The organism is Rheinheimera soli (genome assembly GCF_031457405.1).
GTDB classification, from domain to species: Bacteria; Pseudomonadota; Gammaproteobacteria; order Enterobacterales; family Alteromonadaceae; genus Pararheinheimera; species Pararheinheimera soli_A.
In genome coordinates, this window is sequence record NZ_JAVDWR010000001.1 from 533061 (window position 1) to 552840 (window position 19780).

The following is a 19780-nucleotide window of genomic DNA, read 5'->3' on the forward strand; positions in this document are numbered from 1 at the left end:
TTAAGAAGCGGTGCAGATCAGGGTCCAGCTGCTGTCTGAGCCTGGTACTGAGTTGGTCCACCAGTTGGCTTTGTAAATCAGGTTCTGATAACGAATGTAGTTCCCACCTGCAGCATGATTGCCTTGAGGCCATGCCGGGTAAGTCACTACTGTGGCAGGCACGCCAGCGCAACTGCCTCCGTTATTACCACCATCACCGCCAGAGCCACCACTGATGGTGCCTGCTGGTAATTGTGGGTAGTCCTGTTTCAGCGCAAAAGACTCTGTACCTACAGTGACACGCCAGTTCGACGGCATAGGGATAGGCAGGTAGTAGTTCAGTGTCATCTCCAAAGTGGCGCCAGCAGCTAAAGGGCTGTGGCCCGGCAGGGTGAATTCCACTCTGTGGAAATCATTGTCCAGACCGCCAATGTTGTTGCCTGAGCTGTTGGAACCATTTTCAATAACAGTAGTACCTAAACCGCTTTGATCCGTCACGTTATTGCCAGTAGCTGTGGGCACATCAAAGCTGATTTTTGTGCCTCCAGGTAAGGTTTGACCGCTGTTATTCACCAAAGTCAGTTTAGGATTCAGTGGGTAGTTTGAATCACCTAATTTAAAACCACCCAGACTGACTTTCAGATCCAGACTGCTGGCAGGTAAAGGCCGTGGGTCACGCTGATTGCCGTACAAAGAGGCTGTTTTAAACTTGTTGTAGAAGATACTGGTTAAATCATCACCAAAACCATATTCACCTGTGCTGCTGTTGTAGCTGTAATCACCCGCCAGCTCCCAAAACATCACACCACCTATACCGCGTTCGATAATGTAATCGGCTTTGGCGGCAATACTGGTTTCATCTTCAATCGACAAAAAGACTTTTTTGGTATTGTTCCAAAGCCATGGTGCAACCAGCGTGCTGTCATAATGGTGCTGATAAGTGCCAATCAGTTGATCTTTTGGCTGATTTACAGGGTCCAGGCCATAAATACTAGCGTAGCTGCCTAAGATACCAGCCTGCAGGTTTTTGGTATGCCAGAGTGGGTTGGAGCCAGCAGGCATTTCATTGCCATCTTTGCCCAAATCATGCCAGAGGTTGTCTATGCCTACAGCACCGCTGCCACATTGGTTTTGTGCTGATCCGCCCGTACCTGCCGGACACTGATTCTGGTTAGGCAAAGGTGCTTTACCCCATAAACCATGGGTCCCGCCTGTGACATTATTCCAGCCGCGACTGTAATAAGGCACACCAATATTGATCCGGCCCGCTTGCATAGCGCCACGGAAATAGTGGTAAGCCCAGTCGGTATTTAAGTAGCCGATGTTTTGGTACTGCGCCGAATTGTAGTAGTTCCAGGTCGCCAGCTCGTTGTCTTGTCCATCATCAAACAAGGCTGCATTAGGCCCAACATACTGATTCCATGCGCCGTGCAGGTCGTAGGTCATAATGTTGACGTAATCCAGATACTGAGTGACAGGAAAAGCTTCCATGCCACGCAGCAGATAACCGGACGAAGGCGAGGCTATGGTCAGCAGATAATGTTTGCCATCCGCTACTGAAGCCGCATCCAGTTTTTCTCTTAAGGTTTTCATCAATACCACATAAGAAGCCATCAAGCCGCCACGGCGGGCATTGGCTATGGTGAAATCATCCGGATTGCCTGAGTCTTTCATGGTAGAAGGGTACTCGTAGTCGATATCGGCCCCATCAAAACCATAAGTGCGCAGGAAACTGACGACAGAGTCGGCAAAGGTATTGATGCCGTTGTAGTTAATGCTGTTGTCCGCATTGGTGGTCATGCTGTAGAAGCCACCACTGGCAATACGTTCACCAGCATCATTAAAGAAACCACCTGTTTCAGCCCAGCCACCGATGGAGATCAGTGTTTTGACATGCGGGTACTGTTTTTTGTATTTATTCAGCAAGTTAAAGTGACCTTTGTAGTTAAACTCCGGGTCCATTTCTGCCCCTGTCACACCAGGCCATTCCATACCTGTGGCTGCATTGGCTGCACTTTGGGTATTGCCTATGCCCACCTGATTGCTGGCATTGACATGGGCAAAGGCATAGTTAATGTGACTGATTTTACTCCACGGTATATTGGGCACCAAATAAGTAGGTTGGCCATTAGCGCCATTGCGCCAGCTGGTGAAGTAACCAATGATACGGCGTTTATGATCGGCGCCCATCAGCTCACGACCATTGCTGTCGTACACTGTGCAATAAGGTATATCCAGATCAGGCGTGGCATACAAACCATCAGGACGACAAGCGGCATGACCACTTTGCTCATCTGTCACATTGACCAAAACTGAAACTTCGCTGCTTGCACCCAGGTTGTCTGTTGCCACCACTCTGAGTTGCTGCTGACCCGCAACTGCTGTCCAACTGGTGGTATAAGGAGCTGCGGTTTGTTCTGCCAACAAGCTGGTGCCGAGATAAAACTGCACTTTGGCCACAGTACCATCGCTATCACTGGCAGAGGCACTGATTAAGATAGTTTCGCCTGTTCTGTACTGGCTGTTATTGGCAGGAGAGGAGAGGCTGACTTGTGGCGGTTGATTGCCAGGTGCGCTGGTCACGCTAAAAGCAATAGTGCTGCTTTGAGTGCTGGCATTTTCATTATCAAAAGCCACTGCATAAAGCTGATGGTTACCGGCTACAGCAGTCCATGGCGCCTGATAAGGGCTGCTGCTGTCTGAACTTAGCAACTGATTATTCAGGTAAAAATCGACTTTGCTGATACTGCCATCCGGATCTGTCGCATTGGCACTGAAGCTAATCACAGTACCGGCGCTAAAGCTGGTATTGGCAGCAGGGCTGGTGATACTTGCAACAGGCAACTGATTTTCGGTCGCGCCATCGCAATTGCCGAGTAAGCTCCATTCCTGGTAAGGGTTTGAATACAAAGCCGGATCTCGGTTTTGGTTCCACCAGTTGGCTTTGTAAGCTTTGTTTTGATGTTTCACCTGATTATTGGTGACATAAGTGCCGCCGGCGTCCCATGAAGCCAGGGGCGCGCAGTCGAGTGCAAGACTACTGAAACTGCTCAGGCTGAGTAGCCCACACAGATAAAGTTTTTGTACCTGTTGCATAATGATTCTCTTATTTTGAGTTGTGGCTAGTGCTGTTGTAAAAAGCTACTGTAAAAAAACAGCGGGTTCTGACTCTGGAAAAGACAGACCCGCTGTTGCTTTGACGTTATTGCGCCGGATGACCTAAACCTTCATGCATAGCGTTGAGGATATGGCCGTTGTCTGCATCCAGTTCCCAGGCAAAAATGCCGCCTAGTTGGTGCTGCAGCACATAGTTGCCTTTGGCTTGCACAGAACGTTTAGTGTCGAAGCTGATTAAAGTACCTACAGCGGAATTCCAGACATAGCTGGCTTTGGCCGTGTCGTCCCACAGCAGACTAAAGCCATTGGCTCCGGTGCCATTGACGCCACCCATATAGTCGGCTTCGATTTTTTTATAGTCTTCAATACCCGCTTCCCAGCTACCGCTGATGCCAGCACCGCCAGTGCCGGTAAACGGATTGTTACCGCTGACGTTACTGACATTTTTCCAGCCACGGCCATACATAGCTGCTCCTAAGGTGATTTTGCCTGCTGGTACCTGACGTGACAGCAAATGCTGCACTGCTTCGTCAGCACTAAAACCTGGCAATGGAGAGTTTGGATTGGGGTATAAAGTCGCCTGATGGCCTAACACACCGTTCCAGGCACCGTAATAGTCGTAGGTCATCAGGTTGATGTAATCCATGTATGGGTGGGCTGCTTCCCAGTCGACCAGTTGCAGTTTTTGTACACCACCACTCATGGCTGCTGTAAGCTCATAAGTACGGCCTGTTTCCACACTTAACGCATCCAGCGCCAGACGTAAATCACGCATCAACAACGCAAAACCTGCACCGTCCTGAGGAGAACCAAGCGTCGGGTGGGCACCACCGCCGCCAGGGAACTCCCAGTCGATATCCACGCCATCAAAGAAGTCGTAGGTTTGGATCATATCGACAATGGACTCCACAAAAGTGGCGCGGGCCTGAGCATTCACTCCTATGGTGTACAGCGGATCAGACAAGGTCCAGCCACCCACTGAAGGTAAGATTTTCAGATTTGGATGTGTTTTTTTCAGACGGTACAGCTCGGCAAAAATACCGCGTATCGGCTGATCCCAGGTGTCACCCGGGTAGGATTTTTCTAAAGCAGCGAACTTGTCATGCACCACCACTGTGTAATCCGGTTTTCCGGCACATTGCGCCATTAACGCGCTGTACCCTTGTGGATTGGCATCATTCAATGAGCTATTGGGGCCACAAACCGGAATAAAACCATAAAACAGGTGGGTCAGGTTTTTGGCTGGAATATCAGCAACATGGTAATTGCGGCCATAAATGCCCCATTCAACAAAATAACCTCCGACCATTTTTCCTGTGCTGTTGCTGTGCGCTACATTGTTTTGTTTTAAAGGCTGAGGGTAGGCGCCAACATTGATATCTGTCCAGGGATCAAAACCATCGTTACCACCACCTGTATCACCACCACCTGCATTACCGCCGCTGACGCTGATGGCTCTGCTGTCACTGTTGGTGCAATTTTTTACTGTGCCTTGCACGTTACACAACTGCACGACAAAGTTATAAGTTCCTGCTGTTGTGACTGTGCTTGAAGTACTGCCACTTTGCGCGTTGCTTCCGTTGGGCGTCAGGCTGGCGCTGTAAATCTGAGTGCCGTTTTGCAATAAATTCCACTCATTGCCGTTGGTTCCCCACCACATACTCCAACTAATAGGAATACTGACCTGACCGTTGCTTAAACTCAGGCTGGTTTCCTGCCAGTTCAGGGAAGGTTTGGCCGGAGCCGGGATTGAACCTGTATCACCACCACCTCCGGTATCACCGCCGCCTCCGGTATCACCACCGCCTCCGGTATCACCGCCTGAACCGGCAGCTACCTGGATTAGCCGCGCGTCACTGCTGGTACAACTTTGTTCGCTGCCTTCAAGGTTACAGAGCTGAACAATATACTCGTAGCTGCCTGCGGCTGAGACGGGCACAGCAAAACTGCCATTTTGGGCGTTCTGTCCGTTTTTAGTCAGGGCTGCACTGTGAATTTGCACGCCATTTTGGCTGAGGATCCATTGATTACCGTTGGTGCCCCACCACATATCCCATTGAATGGGAATACTAATTTGTCCATTAACCAGGCTTACATTGCTTTCTTGCCATGCCAGTTGTGGTTTTGCAGGGGCTGCGGGTGCTGCTATAAGCTGCGTGCTGCAAAGCAGGGCTGCAGCCGCTGCAAAAGTCAAAGGTTGAAGTAATCTGGTGTTGAGCTGCTGTGCCCCGGCCTTTGCAGGATGCTGAATGAAGGTCGTTAACATGGTTTCTCCGGTCTTTTTGTTTATAGCAATAATTTGCTTGTGTATGCCGATGCAGACACTGACCACGGACCATCCTTCTCCCAGTGCGTTACCAGCGCATTAAAAACTAGCTCAAATGACACCGCTGTCAATTAATGATCATTTCTCTTTGATGATAAATTTGTGATAATTTGGTTATATCTACTTATCATTATGAAAAGCAAGGATAAAAAATATAAGTTTTTTATCCATTTTAATGACAGCGATAGACAATAATTTTGTCGTTTTTATCTTTTTGGAGGTTTTACAGGAAATTTTGTCGATAGATGTTTTGCACAGCCACATCGTTTTTTACCAAAAACTATGAGGCTGCGGCACAAAGCTGACTCAGTCTGGAGTATGATAGTGCGGGTTAAAAAGAGTCAGATCTCAGGCCAGACAGGTCCAAAACAGAACCAACACAACACTAAAAAACAGAAGGAATAAGAGGATGCACCCCAACAAAATTATGCTGGCATTAAGCCTTGGTGGCGCTTTGGCGTTGACCGCCTGTAAACCTGCTGAAGAGGCTGCACAAACAGAACCACAAAAGACAACTGCAGTGGCTGAACACCCTGTAGCCTCAATATCCGAAAGCACTGCCAGTTTATTGGTGCCTGGTTTTGAAAAACGTTTAGATATCTACCGTACTGTGGATTTGACTGCTGATCTGTCTGCTGTATCAGCACAACATAAACAGATGCTGGCCAAATTGATTGATGCCTCAGAAATTATGGACCAGTTGTTTTGGAAACAAGCTTTTTCCGAAGATAAAACAAGCTTTTTGGGTAAAATCAACGATGCTAAAGTCAAAGCTTTTGCCGATGTAAACTATGGCCCATGGGACAGATTACAAGGTAATCAGGCTTTTTTAACAGATTATCCGGCTAAGCCTTTGGGCGCGCAATTTTACCCATCTGATATGACCAAAGAAGAGTTTGAACAAGCTGATTTTGCCGATAAAGCGGGCCTGTACTCAATGGTACAGCGTGACAAAGACGGTAAGTTAGTGGCAGTACCTTATTCGCAGCTCTACAAAACGGAACTGACAGCAGCTGCCGCTTTATTAAAAGAAGCTGCGGCTTTATCGGAAGATAAAGACTTTGCCAATTATCTGACCATGCGTGCTGAAGCCTTTTTAACCGACAATTACCAGCCGTCAGATTTTGCCTGGATGGCAATGAAAACCAACCCTGTTGATCTGGTAATAGGTCCTATTGAAACTTATGAAGATCAGCTGTTTGGCTACCGTGCTGCTTTTGAATCTTATGTGTTGCTAAAAGATTTAGCCTGGAGTGAGCGCCTGGCCAAATACGCTGCCACCTTGCCTGCGCTGCAAAAAGGTCTGCCAGTGCCAGAGCAATATAAAACTGAAAGCCCTGGTTCAGATGCTGATCTAAATGCCTATGATGTGATTTATTACGCGGGTCACTCCAACTCAGGTGGTAAAACCATAGCCATCAACCTGCCAAACGACGAGCAGGTGCAGCTGGAAAAAGGCACCAGACGTTTACAGTTAAAAAATGCGATGCAGGCCAAGTTTGAGCACATTATGTTGCCCATAGCTGATGTACTGATAGCACCGTCACAGCGCCAGCACATCACTTTTGATGCATTTTTTAATAATGTGATGTTTCACGAAGTGGCGCATGGTTTAGGTATTAAAAACACCATCAATGACAAGGGCACAGTGCGTCAGAGCTTAAAAGAGTTTGCAGGCGGACTGGAAGAAGGCAAAGCCGATATTTTAGGTTTGTATATGATTTCCCAGTTGTCAGAGCAGGGTTTGTTGCCTGATGCCAAAATGGAAGATTTTTACACCACCTTTATGGCTGGCATTTTCCGCTCAGTACGTTTTGGTGCTTCAAGTGCACACGGCAAAGCCAATATGGTGTGTTTTAACTATTTTGCTGAGCAGGGCGCTTTTGTCCGTAACGACGATGGCACCTATCAGGTCGATTACGTCAAAATGAAACAAGCCATGACCTCGTTATCCCAACTGATCCTGACGTTGCAGGGAGACGGTAACTACGAAGGTGTGGCGTCATTAATGGCCGACAAAGGTGTGATCAAAGCTCAACTGGCGGATGATTTAGCCCGTTTAACCAGCGCTAATATTCCGGTGGATATTATCTTTAATCAGGGTAAAGCTGTATTGGGGTTGTAAATAGGCAGGGATCAGAGTTTTAGCTCTGATCCCTTTAGTCCGTCGATTAAGCTGGCTCTGTTTCAGTCACTAGCGGCTCTTCAGCTTCACCAGCAACCGGGATTTTTTCAGATAAAATCCAGTCTTTTTCATCGACCCGGTTTTGCGCGCTGCATGCTGGTTATGCGGATCAATATCGCCTGCTTCGTCGATGTAAATTGAAATACGGTATTTACCGCGTTCGTGCTCAGATAATAACTGGCGGATAAACAACATACCGCACAATAACTTAATGCTAATACGGGTACCGTTGGAGCCTGCTGAGTCAATTTTGTCGAAGAACTCGATTTCTCCGGCCCGGTTTACTACTTTAAAGCGGATATCGAATAGGTCGGATAAAGTTAAACCACCTTTTTCACTGACAGCCTGAATTAAATAGTCCTTCGCAGCCTGTACTACGCTCGTTGCTACTGGCATTTTGCCCGACCAACAGCTCAATGACAGTCCTGTGCTCATCTAAGCAATCAATAATTTTACGTGGCCTATCATCTGTCCTTTCTTTTCATGCTTTTCATAAATATCTCACAAATGTGACTTTGGTAGGGTAGTGGCATCTTGTTCGGGCTGGTAGAATGACGCCCCGCAAATTCCTTCCTTTTCCACAACAATAAAGCTGGTACTACATCATGGTAAGCGCAGTAATTTTGGCTCTGGTGGCAATAGCCTTTGTGATGATCGTTATTGAGGATATCATCCACGTAAACAAAGCAAAAACGACACTTTTTTTCGGTACTCTTTGCTGGATCCTCGCTTTTATTTTTCCAATGCACGGCGCTACAAGTGCCGAAATTACTGAGCAATTGAATCATAACTTATTAGAAATCGCCACTTTGTGGTTGTTTTTGATGTCAACTATGACTTTTGTCGCTTATCTGAACAGCAAAGGTTTTATTTCTCAGATAGTTCAGCGTGTATTGCCCGATGAACTATCTGAACGGAGGCTGATGTTTATCATTGCTGTTTTCGCTTTTTTGTTTTCATCTTTTGCGGATAACGTCACCGCGACTTTAGTATCCATTGCGGTGATTAGCAGTATTAAGCTGGACGTAAAAAAACGCATTCAGTATGCCACTTTAATTATTTTTGCTGTCAATAGTGGCGGTGTTTCCCTGATCACTGGTGATGTGACCACACTGATGATTTTTCTTGCCGGAAAAGTCAGTATCACGCACTTGCTGCTGTTGATCCTGCCTTCTTTATTTGCTGTTGCTGTGCTTGCAATTTTACTGTCAAGGAAAATGAAAGGCCGTATCGTGCTGGAAAAGTCAAAAAAGCCCATCGAAAAAGAAGATGTGGTTATTGCTGGTATATTTGCAACAACAATAGGCTGCACCCTGCTGTTTAATATTCTGTTCCAAATCCCGCCAGTGCTGACTTTTCTCTTTGGTTTAGGGGTGATGTTTTTAGCCGCACAGTACCTGATGCGCAAGAAAACAGGAGTCAGTATTTTGCATTATATTCGCGAAGTAGAATTTGATACTTTGTTGTTTTTCTTAGGTGTGTTGTTATTGGTTGGCATCTTAAAAGAAATAGGATTCCTCGACAATTTCACTATGTTGTATCAGTATCTGCAGCCTTCTCAAGCAAACTATCTGATGGGTATAGCATCAGCGTTAATTGATAACGTACCTTTAACTGCTGCGTTATTAAAAGCCGATTTAACTATGACAACTGCAGAGTGGCTGACCTTAACTTACGCTACAGGTGTAGGTGGTTCAATTCTGATCATAGGTTCAGCGGCCGGTATTATTGCAATGAGTAAAGTCAAAGAGCTGACCTTTGTAACATACTTTAAGATGGCTGGTTATCTGCTGGGCTGTTATAGCCTGGGTTATGTTGGCGTGTATTTTATTGGTCAGTTTGCTTTGGGTTAAGGATGAAAAACTGTAACTAAATTACAGTTTTTCTAAAAAGACGGCTAAACGGCTGTTGCCTTTTGTAAAAAAGTCACTTAAGCTCAGCGCCGTCAATCATACGTGATTGTGATATACCCCGATTGGAACGTAGGGGCGGGGTTTACCCCCGCCCGTATTCAAGAACGACGGGTATAGACCAGAAGAGGAGCGTTAACCAGGTAGAACATCTCAGGCCGCTACAAGCCGCAGGATGTTTGAGGGGGATTAACGCCGAGGACTAACAGCTGTAGCTGCTGTGCGTCCGGTTGCTAAGGCTGAATCCTTACGACTGTCACCTGTTTTTTGTGGTGGAGAGCTTCTGGCCTTTGTGTGTCCGTGATCAGTTGTATGCAGCATCATGCCTGCACTACAGCTTTATTTACTGCCTGCAAATGCCATGCTCTGCCTTATGACTTATTGATAAGGAGAGACTCGAATGTCTAATCAACTTATTGTCGCCAAATTTGGCGGAACTTCAGTGGCCGATTTTCAGGCTATGTCACGTTGTGCTGATATTGTGTTAGCCGATCCTGCTATCCGTCTGGTGGCTGTCAGTGCCAGTTCGGGCGTGACCAATTTATTGGTCGATATCACTAAACAAACCGAAGTACAGGCCCGTTACAGCTCATTTGAAGGCATAGAGCGTATTACGCTGGCTGTATTAAATGCGTTGCAGCAGCCTGAAACTGTGGCCGCTCAAATCAACAGCTTGCTTGCTGATTTACGCAACCTGATTGAAACCGGTGGAGCTGTGTATTCCGGCGCTGATAAAGATTTGATCCAGTCTTTTGGTGAACGCTTAAGTTCAGTGTTATTTACTCAGGTTTTAGTGGAACGAGGCGCTGCAGCCCAGTGTTTTGATGTTCGCCGCGTGCTTCGCACCGACAGCCGTTTTGGTAAAGGCGAACCCCAAATCAATGTGATTGCTGATTTGGCTCCAACTCATTTATTGCCTTTGCTGCGTGAAAACATTGTGGTCACTCAGGGGTTTATTGGTGCCGATGAAGCCGGGCAAACCACCACATTAGGCCGGGGTGGTTCAGACTACAGCGCGGCTTTATTGGGTGAAGCTTTAAACGCTGCCACTGTGCAAATCTGGACTGATGTAGTGGGCATATTTACCACAGATCCACGTTTAACGTCAGAGGCCCGTTGTATCAATGAAATCAGCTTTGATGAAGCGGCTGAAATGGCCACTTTTGGCGCTAAGGTGTTACACCCTGCAACCTTAATTCCGGCCATGCGCCGTAATATCAAAGTATTTGTCGGTTCAAGCCGCGAACCCGAAGCGGGCGGTACCTGGATTGCTAAAACTGTCGAACATAAACCTGCGTACCGTGCTATAGCGCTGCGTAAATCTCAGACACTGATCACAGTAAAAAGCCCGGAAATGTTGCATGCCGCAGGCTTTTTAGCCAGGGTGTTTGATATTCTGAGCCGTCATCAGATTTCGGTTGATTTAGTCACGACATCGGAAATCTCCGTGGCGTTAACTTTAGACGAATCTGCGGGCAGTGCTTTTGGTTCTGCGATTGAACCTGCACTTGAAGAACTAAAAAGTTTCTGTGAAGTATCAGTGGAGCAGGGCTTGAGTCTGGTCGCGGTGATAGGTAATCATCTGCACAGTGCCAAAGGGGTCACAGGCGAGCTGTTCAGTGCCCTGGAACAAATCAATATGCGGCTGATATGCCACGGCGCCTCCCGTCACAACCTGTGCTTTTTAGTTCAGGATGCTTCAGCTGCAGCTGTGGTAAAAGAGTTACATCAGAAGTTGTTTAACTAAAAAACTGGTGTCAGAGCTTCGGGCTCTGACACCAGCTTCAATCAGACAAACAGCTGTTTCATATCCTGATAAAGCGCGACAAACTCAGGGCTGTGGCTGAAATTAACATCGGTAATTAACCCTCTGTCCGCAAAAGGTTTTAGCGCAATACGAGCTTCGGTTTTGTCTTTGGCAAACCCTTTTTGAATAGTGGCAATACGAATAAAATCCAGGTAATTTACTTTATCCATATGAGGCAATCTGGTATTCCACAGTTCAGCTACTTCGATCAGCTCATCCGGAAATTCCCATTTACGTAAAATACTGCCACCTATACCGCCTGCCAGATCGGTAATGCAGCCAGTAATAAAGTCTTTATCTCCAAATTGCTCCAGATGTTTTTCCGCCTCCGTCAGAATAGGGAGAGCCCCTATATTATGAATTAAGCCTGCCAGTGTCATGGTATCAAAGTTAACAGGGCTGGATTTCAATTTGCTGTTGTATAACTGCATGGTAGCCAAAGCAACAGCCGCTACCTCCAGTGTGTCCTGCCAAACTTTGCCCATCATGTCTTTAATCAGGCTGGAATGAGAGACAAACAACTGCTCCAGTGCCATGGCTGTCGCAATGTTTTTGATATAACGCAGGCCAATGCGGGTAACAGCCTGTTGTAAAGAACTGACGGGTACTGAACGGCCTAAAAAGGCACTGTTGGCAATTTTCATCATACGGGCCGACATGGCTGGATCGTGAGAAATAATATCTGCCATCTGGTTTAAATTTACATTTGGGTCTTCCGCCATTCTGCGGATCCGTAGAGCAATTTCGGGAAGACTTGGCAGCACCAAGGTATCGTTTTGAATTCTTTCGACCAGCAAACTTAATAATGCGTTTTCGTTTGACATAAACTGTAACCTTGTGACAAAAAAGGAGAACTGGCTTTGTGTGCAGTCTTGCTATCAGACCAGAGACGGACACTCCGATTATTAACGAATTCTGTTGGCTTTGCCCAGTAGCAAAACAAAAGAATTTTTCATTTTGTCCAGATCTGGGGAATTAGTTTGTTTCTTTATCCTGAATTTGAAACAGTTTGTCACGAATTTGCCAAAAACGACCGTCCTTGCGGGCTATGATGGCTGCAGGGGGCTGAAATCTGTGCGCTTGTTGCAACACTTTGCTGACGGTCGCTTCACTAAATGCCCTGTGTCTGTCGACCAGATGAGGGGGCACAAATAAGCTTAAGAACTTTTGTTTTTGTGCTTTGGTTTGCAAACTCCAGTATTCGGCTATTTCTGCGCCGTCGGCGGAAAAATAGCTGACTTTGAGTGAGCTTTTCCCTTCTTTACTCTGATGACTTTGCAGTTGCATTCGTGTGACATAAAGCACGAGCGCATCTTTTAAACTTAAGGCTTCTTTGAGCTTCTTATCCGGGTCGACCAAGACTAAACCACAATCACCACAGTGGCGTGCGGCAATATCATTTTCAGCACCACAGTCCGGGCAAAACTTGGCTTTAAAACGGTAGCCACAGGCTTGAGGCTTTTTTTGTTCATCCTCTTTGTAGCCCTGACAGCGACGACCATAGTGCTCCAACACTACACCTCTGTCATCGGTTTTGCCCCAGAAGTTATTAAAAAAACCACAGAGCGGGCAGGGCACAGTCACCAGTTCAGTACCAGGGGCCGGCCTCAATTCACCTATATCAGGTTGCTCCAGATTAAAACGGTTTCCGGCGTAATCTAATACCAGACAGTCTGTTTTTCCCGGACTCAAGCGCAGGCCACGGCCAACAATTTGCTGATACAAAGTGACAGATTCAGTGGGTCGCAAAATGGCGATTAAATCTATATGAGGTGCATCAAAACCTGTAGTTAAAACGGCCACATTCACCAGATACTTCAGTTGTTTATGCTTAAAGCTGTTGATCAGTGCATCCCGATCTTTTTGCGGGGTGTCGCCTAAAATCAATGCAGTTTCAGAGGCCGGTAAATAACCCAAAATTTCACGGGCATGGGCTGTAGTAGCGGCAAAAATCATCACGCCCTGCCGACTTTGGGCTTGTTGTATCACTTGTTGAATAATTTGGGGCGTGGCACGTTGCTGCTGGTTGATACGCAAATCCAGATCGGTTTCTTTAAAGTAACCACTGGCTGTTGGTTTTAAACCAGCAAAGTCGTAACTCAGCACTGGCGCATCCATCAGTACTGCAGGTGTTAAATAACCTTCGCCCAATAAAAACCTTATAGGTAAATCAAAAATACAGTATGTAAAAAAGCGTGGTTCAGTAGTGCGGATAAGACCCCGACTGTGATACTGATAAATCCAGCCTGAACCTAAGCGGTAGGGGGTGGCTGTTAAACCCAATACTTTTAGATCCGGGTTTTGTGCCTGCAATGCGCGAATGACTTTTAAGTAACTGCTGTCTTCATCATCGCCCACCCTGTGGCATTCGTCTATCACCAATAAACTATACTGCTCAGTAAATTCAGCGAGGTTGCGCGCGACCGACTGGACTGAAGCAAAAACCACTTTGGCCGCAGTTTCTTTGCGGCCTAAGCTGGCGGAAAAAATAGCGGCTTCTAAGCCATAACTTTGGTATTTAGCATGGTTTTGTTCCACCAGCTCTTTGACATGAGCCAATACCAGCACGCGGCCACGCGCCAGTCGTGCCAGTTCGGCGATGACTAAGCTCTTCCCTGCACCTGTAGGCAACACCAGCACAGCCGCATGCTGTTTTTGGCGAAAATGCACAAGAACAGACTGCACAGCTTGGTGTTGATAAGAACGAAGTTGAAACATCAGGACGCTTTACGCAGAAAAAGGGGCGATAAAAACGCCCCTTGATAAGGGTTAATACCAGTGATTACTGAATACCGTGGTTAGAGAATACTGTGGCGCGGTCCGCTAAAAAGGTGATTTTGATATTTTTCGCATCATCACCCCAGCGGCAGCTTTTGGTGCCCACAGCTTCGTCACAATGAGTCGCTTTGCCCAAAATATCGGTCACTTCGGCGTAAGTCATACCAGCTTTCACCTGATCATAATTGTCTTGCGTCAGTTTGCTACATGCTCCTAACAGAGTGAGCGCAGCTAACAAAACTACGATTTTCTTCATAACAGATTCCTTGTGTTATTTAAGTGTTTAAAGTGTTGTCGCCACAGCTGACTCTGGCGGTGTAAAGCGTTTCACCTGAATAATCACACCTAAACGTGGATGATCCAGATAATGAATTTGGCCTAAAGTTAAACGGGCACTTTGTTTAATAGCAAGTTGCGCCGGCTGTTTTGTATCTTCGCTCTGGCGCAGATAAAAAGTGCCATCAAACTGAATAAAGCGACCTAAACGTAACTGAACTAAAGAGTCAAATTGCCACGGACTGAACCAAAGTTGCAAGCTGCTCTGACCTTGTTGCACTGCGGCCAGTTGTTGCTGCACTTGTTGCATTAAATCGACAGTTTGCCCTGCATCTGTATTTTCATCCGTATGGTAAGAGCCAGCATACCAATGGCTGCGGCTGTTACGGCCTGATACCAGAGGTTGACGCCAGGCTGTGTGCAGCAACAGTTGTTTGCCTGCTTCACGTTGTAACTGATAGGCCAGATTTTTCAGTTGTAAATCGTTTGGTCCTACTAAGTAAGCCGTATCTCTGGCAAGTCCATCCCCGGTAAAGGTAGCTGGAATTTGCGCTGGGGCAGGTAACTGCAAGGCCAACTCTTCAGCACTTAATGGCCTGCTTATTAACTGACCATCCATATCCCATTGTTCCATCTGACAATTCTGAAAATTCAGCTGAAATAAAGAAGTTGCTGCAGGCTCTGGTTCCAATTGCACATCTAACGGAGCTTCAGCCACCACAGGTTCTGGCTGTTTATTCTGCTGATGTTCTGTTAATAGTTGCTGAATTTGCTGCTGTACAGTGGCAGAAACTGGCTGTGCCGGAGCAGGAGTTGACAGAGTGGCTCCTGCCTGAGCGGGGCGAGTACAAGCTGGTATAGCTTTAATTAAATCAGCTACAGCAGGTTGCACTAAAGGACGCATCAAATCCATCGCATTGCTGGTTTTAAGCGCCGCTACAGGGGCTTCAAACTGCTCTTTTAAACTGTTATTGGTGCTTCGGCTAAAGGCAATCAGCTCAATTTCATACCAGCTGTTTGCCAAGGCAGTGGTTGAAGCGAATAAACCAACCAAAGCCAGTCCCAGCGATGTTAAACGCAGATGTTTCATGATGCTCCTGTCTGATGTTTAGCAAAGTCATCCAGCATAAAGCTGACGAAGGCGAATCTGCTATTGGTATCAGGTAAATCTTTGATAAATTTCAGTTTACTTCCGCCTTCCAATTTAAATACTTTCGACTGAGTCTGGATCAGCTGAATAATGTAAGACGGGTTCACTGAAGTCCGTTCGGCGAATTCTAGCACACCACCTTTGCTGTTGGCTTCCAGTCGTTTAATTCCAAGCCCTTGCGCCTGCATTTTTAACTCTGTGATTTTGACTAAGTTTTTTGCGGCATCCGGCAATAAGCCAAAACGGTCAATCAGTTCTACCTGTACATCGTCCAGTTCCTGTTCGTCGCGACAAGAAGCTAAACGTTTGTAAAAGGATAAACGTAAGCTGACATCAGGAATATAAGAATCCGGCAGCAGAGCAGGCAGCTTCATATCCAGTTCGGTTTGTTGAGTCAGCAGTGCATCCAGACTTGGCTCTTTACCCGCCTTAAGGGCTTCAACCGCTTGCTCCAGCATTTCCATATACAAACTAAAACCTACGGATTCAATCTGACCACTTTGTTCGTCACCTAATAACTCACCTGCGCCGCGAATTTCCATATCCTGACTGGCCAGAGCAAAACCTGCTCCTAAATCTTCCAGAGCGGAAATCGCCTCCAGCCGTTTTTCTGCGTCTTTAGTCAAACGTTTTGGCGGTGGCGTTAATAAATAAGCATAAGCCTGATGGTGCGAACGGCCAACCCGGCCCCGCAACTGGTGCAGCTGTGCCAGACCAAAATTATCCGCTCTGTTAATAATAATAGTGTTGGCTGTGGGCACATCTATACCGGTTTCGATAATAGTCGAGCACAGCAGCAGATTAAAACGCTGATGATAAAAATCAGCCATGATGTTTTCCAGATCCCGTTCGCGCATCTGACCATGAGCTATGCCAATTAAAGCTTCAGGCAACAGTAAGGCTAAATCAGCGGCTGCTTTTTCTATAGTCGCCACATCGTTGTGCAGAAAATACACCTGACCGCCACGGGATATTTCCCGAAGCACAGCTTCACGAATTAAGCCTTCTTCATGTTCACGCACAAAGGTTTTGACCGGCAAACGTTTGGCCGGAGGAGTAGCGATAATAGATAAATCACGCATACCCGACATCGACATATTCAAAGTACGTGGAATAGGAGTGGCTGTTAAGGTCAGAATATCTATATTGGCGCGCAGGGCTTTGATTTTATCTTTTTGCCGCACGCCGAATCTGTGTTCTTCATCAACAATCAAAAGGCCCAGATCTTTAAAACGAATATCGTCCTGCAGCAGTTTGTGGGTGCCTATCAGGATATCCACTTTGCCTTGTTCGGTTTCTTCCAGTATCAGCTTTTGCTCTTTGCTACTTATAAAACGCGACAACACCGCCACTTTTACCGGCCAGTTGGCAAAACGGTCGCGAAAGTTTTCAAAGTGCTGCTGTGCCAAAAGCGTGGTAGGCACTAAAACTGCGACCTGTTTATTGTCATTGACTGCAACAAAAGCCGCCCGCATCGCCACTTCTGTTTTACCAAAACCTACATCCCCACACACCAGACGGTCCATGGCGCGTTCGGTTTGCATATCCTTTAGTACTGCAGCTATGGCGTCGAGTTGATCCACTGTTTCTTTATAAGGAAAACCATCGGCAAACAGCTCGTACTGATCGGCTTCAAGTTTAAAGCCATAGCCTGTCTGGGCGGCCCGCTGTGCATAGACATCCAGTAGTTCTGCTGCCACATCCCGCACTTTCTCTGCCGCTTTACGCCGGGCTTTTTCCCAGGTGTCGTTGCCGAGTTTATGCAGCGGCGCATGGTCCTGATCCGAACCTGTGTAACGGCTAATTAAATGCAAGGAAGACACAGGCACATACAACTTGCTGGCACCTGCGTATTCAATGGTGACAAACTCAGCACTGATCCCACCAGCATCCAGCACCTGCAAGCCCTGATAACGGCCTATACCGTGCTGTAAATGCACCACAGGCTGGCCAACAGAAAGCTCAGCCAGATTACGGATTATGGTATCGCCGGATATTTGCTGGCTGTGTTTACGTTTACGGCGTTGGGTTACTTTGTGGCCAAACAGCTCGTTTTCGCTGACTAAAGCTAAAGGTTCTTCACCAGCTTTGGGTTTAGCTTTTCCAGAGCCTGATTGGAGTAAACAACCTTGCTCCAATGAACCTATGACTATGCCTAAATCCACCTGATCGGTTAAAAACTCTTCAACCGAAGCAAACTGCTGTAAGCGAATTTGATTGCGTTGCATCAGCTGCAACAGGCTTTCACGCCGGCCTTCAGACTCGACAAAAAACAGCACCCGTCCTTGTTGCTTTTTGATCTCAATAATAAATTGTTGCAGCTTTTCCAGCGGGTTTTTCAGTTGATGATTGACCGTTAGTTCCGGCAAATCAGCCACTGCTGCATTAGATTGTCCGGCACGCTCTGGCAATTCAGCCCGGCTTAAACGTAAGCGTGGCCATTGCTTTAACTGAGCAAAAAACTCATCGACTGCTAAATACAATTCCTGCGGTTTTAAAATGGGCTTGAGTAAATCTATTGCTCTGTCCTGATAACGACGTTGCAAGTCCTGCCAGAATCGCTCAGCTGCAGCTTCTAAATCCCCGACCGCCAGCATCACTGTTTGTTTAGGGAGCATCGAAAACAAAGGCGCAGATTGCTCAGCAAAGAGTGGCAGATAATATTCGATACCAGCAGGCATCAGGCCCTGACTGACCTGCATATAAAGCGATTCTTTTTCGCTGCGTGCCGGAAAACGCTCACGATAACGAATACGAAAACGTTCTATCGCGGCTTTATCCTGCGGAAATTCGTGGGCGGGCAGCAGTTCAATTTCATTCACTTGCTGCACTGTGCGCTGATTATCCGGGTCAAAGAGGCGAATGCCGTCAATTTCATCATCTAAAAAGTCAATGCGATAAGGCAAGGTACTGCCCATAGGATATAAATCCAGCAAAGAGCCGCGCACTGAAAATTCGCCATGCTCCATCACCTGATCCACGGCGCGGTAACCCACTGCAGCCAATTGCTGCCGTAGCGCTGTTAAATCCAGCTGTTGGCCTTTTTTTAATACCAGGCTGTATTGCTGTAAATAGCTGGCGTCAGTTAACCGTAACAAGGCCGTATTCAGCGGCACTATTACTATGCCGTGTTGCAAACGCGGCAAGCTGTACAGGGTTTTTATGCGCTGAGAAATAATATCCTGATGCGGTGAAAATACATCATAAGGCAAAGTTTCCCAGTCTGGAAAAGTCCAGACGTCAGCAGCGTTTTCGTGGAAAAACACCGTCAGTTCCTGCTCTAAGCGAAGGGCTGTGGTGGTGTCTGGCACTACAACCAGATAAAGGCCTTTCTGGCGCTGATACAGCTGATAAATGGCCCATGGCAAGGCAGCGCCGGACAGGCGGCCCCATTGTTTTTGATCGGTGCTGGAGGTGGGCGCTGGTAATGCTTCAATGCGGATCATCAGGGAAATTCTTTACTCGTTATAAAAAGACCGTGTTTTGTACGGTCTGTCTTGTTGTTTGGGTTTAGTGTTTTGGGTTCAGCTTTTACGAAACAGCTTTATTGCTGGCTTTGCTGAGCCTGCAACTGGCGTTGTTCCGCTTTCCGTTTTAATTGTCTGGATTGTTCATGCAAACTGGCTCTGACCACCATATCTCTGTCTTCATCCCGAATACGACGAAACAGAATTTTAACCAGATAACCGGTTTTTTGTTCTGGTTCTGTGCTGGCTTGTTCTGTCACCTCCAGCACCTGACCTAAACAAAATAAAGCGCCATCATTATTATCTAAAAACAGTTTTACTTCATAAAGTTGGTCTAAAGCCACAGGGTTATCCATCCACACCTGTACACCAGAGCCGCCGTAACTAAAAGTAAAAAAACGGCAGGCCGGATCGTCCTGTGATCGCAGCACATAATGAGTTAAGGCATCCAGTTTACGGGCTTGTTGCTGTAAATAATGGGCTAAATCAACGGATAAATCTTTCACTGCATTAAAAGTACGAATGGATGAATTGTTCAGCAGACTTAACTCACTGGTCATTTTAAAAGCGTCAGGAATGAGGCGTAAAAAACCATCCTGGTCCGGCAGAGGCGCGGGAAAAGGTACTAAATTGACCGTAGTCTGGTGCTCAATTTGAAAGTAATCAGCAAATTCTGCGACTAATTCTGAGGCTGTGTTTGTATTGCCAGGCTGTTGCATAAGGATACCTCGGGTAGCAAGCTTGTAACCTTAACGGATAATCACTATTATCGCAGCAATTTCTTC

Annotated in this window: 12 protein-coding genes and 1 riboswitch; of the genes, 3 read left to right on the plus strand and 9 right to left on the minus strand. The window is 46.7% G+C overall.

The window, feature by feature from the left end; genetic code table 11:
* Both J2W69_RS02415 and J2W69_RS02420 read right to left on the minus strand, forming a co-directional pair.
* A complete protein-coding gene (locus J2W69_RS02415) occupies positions 1 to 3075 on the minus strand; it encodes a chitinase C-terminal domain-containing protein (RefSeq protein ID WP_310274204.1) in 3075 nt (1024 codons plus the stop codon).
* Positions 3076 to 3181: 106 nt separating this feature from the next.
* Positions 3182 to 5362 carry a glycosyl hydrolase family 18 protein gene (locus J2W69_RS02420; RefSeq protein WP_310274205.1) on the minus strand — a complete coding sequence of 727 codons (2181 nt, stop codon included), beginning with the start codon at positions 5360 to 5362 and terminating at the stop codon, positions 3182 to 3184.
* A 469-nt stretch (positions 5363 to 5831) separates the two neighbouring features.
* On the opposite strand from J2W69_RS02420, the gene J2W69_RS02425 reads away from it, so the two are divergent.
* Complete coding sequence (locus J2W69_RS02425) at positions 5832 to 7547, plus strand: dipeptidyl-peptidase 3 family protein (protein WP_310274208.1); 1716 nt, start codon at positions 5832 to 5834, stop codon at positions 7545 to 7547.
* Between the two features lie 69 nt (positions 7548 to 7616).
* Here J2W69_RS02425 and J2W69_RS02430 read toward each other — a convergent pair whose 3' ends face one another.
* Entirely contained in the window at positions 7617 to 8003 is a 387-nt protein-coding gene (locus J2W69_RS02430; RefSeq protein WP_310274210.1) for an alpha-crystallin domain-containing protein, read from the minus strand.
* A 209-nt stretch (positions 8004 to 8212) separates the two neighbouring features.
* Between J2W69_RS02430 and nhaD the strand changes: the two genes are divergently transcribed.
* Together nhaD and lysC are read left to right on the plus strand one after the other, a co-directional pair.
* The gene (gene nhaD / locus J2W69_RS02435) at positions 8213 to 9460 is read left to right on the plus strand and encodes a sodium:proton antiporter NhaD (RefSeq protein ID WP_310274212.1); all 1248 of its coding nucleotides are present in this window, start codon (positions 8213 to 8215) and stop codon (positions 9458 to 9460) included.
* Between the two features lie 174 nt (positions 9461 to 9634).
* A riboswitch (Lysine riboswitch) is annotated at positions 9635 to 9808 on the plus strand.
* 109 nt (positions 9809 to 9917) lie between these two features.
* Positions 9918 to 11264: a lysine-sensitive aspartokinase 3 gene (lysC, locus tag J2W69_RS02440; RefSeq protein WP_310274214.1), complete on the plus strand. Its 1347-nt coding sequence runs from the start codon at positions 9918 to 9920 to the stop codon at positions 11262 to 11264.
* A 41-nt stretch (positions 11265 to 11305) separates the two neighbouring features.
* Here the strand turns inward: lysC and J2W69_RS02445 are convergent, their stop codons facing one another.
* The 6 genes from J2W69_RS02445 to J2W69_RS02470 all read right to left on the minus strand — a co-directional run bounded on the left by J2W69_RS02445 (position 11306) and on the right by J2W69_RS02470 (position 19714).
* Positions 11306 to 12148, minus strand: a complete 843-nt coding sequence (locus J2W69_RS02445; protein WP_310274217.1) for an HDOD domain-containing protein — start codon at positions 12146 to 12148, stop codon at positions 11306 to 11308.
* A gap of 151 nt (positions 12149 to 12299) precedes the next feature.
* Entirely contained in the window at positions 12300 to 14042 is a 1743-nt protein-coding gene (radD, locus tag J2W69_RS02450; protein WP_310274218.1) for a DNA repair helicase RadD, read from the minus strand.
* A gap of 64 nt (positions 14043 to 14106) precedes the next feature.
* Positions 14107 to 14358 carry a DUF3862 domain-containing protein gene (locus J2W69_RS02455; protein ID WP_310274220.1) on the minus strand — a complete coding sequence of 84 codons (252 nt, stop codon included), beginning with the start codon at positions 14356 to 14358 and terminating at the stop codon, positions 14107 to 14109.
* Between the two features lie 27 nt (positions 14359 to 14385).
* Positions 14386 to 15468 carry a CsiV family protein gene (locus J2W69_RS02460; protein WP_310274222.1) on the minus strand — a complete coding sequence of 361 codons (1083 nt, stop codon included), beginning with the start codon at positions 15466 to 15468 and terminating at the stop codon, positions 14386 to 14388.
* Complete coding sequence (gene mfd / locus J2W69_RS02465) at positions 15465 to 18974, minus strand: transcription-repair coupling factor (protein WP_310274224.1); 3510 nt, start codon at positions 18972 to 18974, stop codon at positions 15465 to 15467. Before mfd ends, J2W69_RS02460 begins: the two co-directional genes overlap by 4 nt.
* A gap of 98 nt (positions 18975 to 19072) precedes the next feature.
* Positions 19073 to 19714 (minus strand): PilZ domain-containing protein, encoded by a 642-nt coding sequence (locus tag J2W69_RS02470; protein WP_310274226.1) that lies wholly within the window; start codon positions 19712 to 19714, stop codon positions 19073 to 19075.
* Positions 19715 to 19780 lie beyond the last annotated feature (66 nt).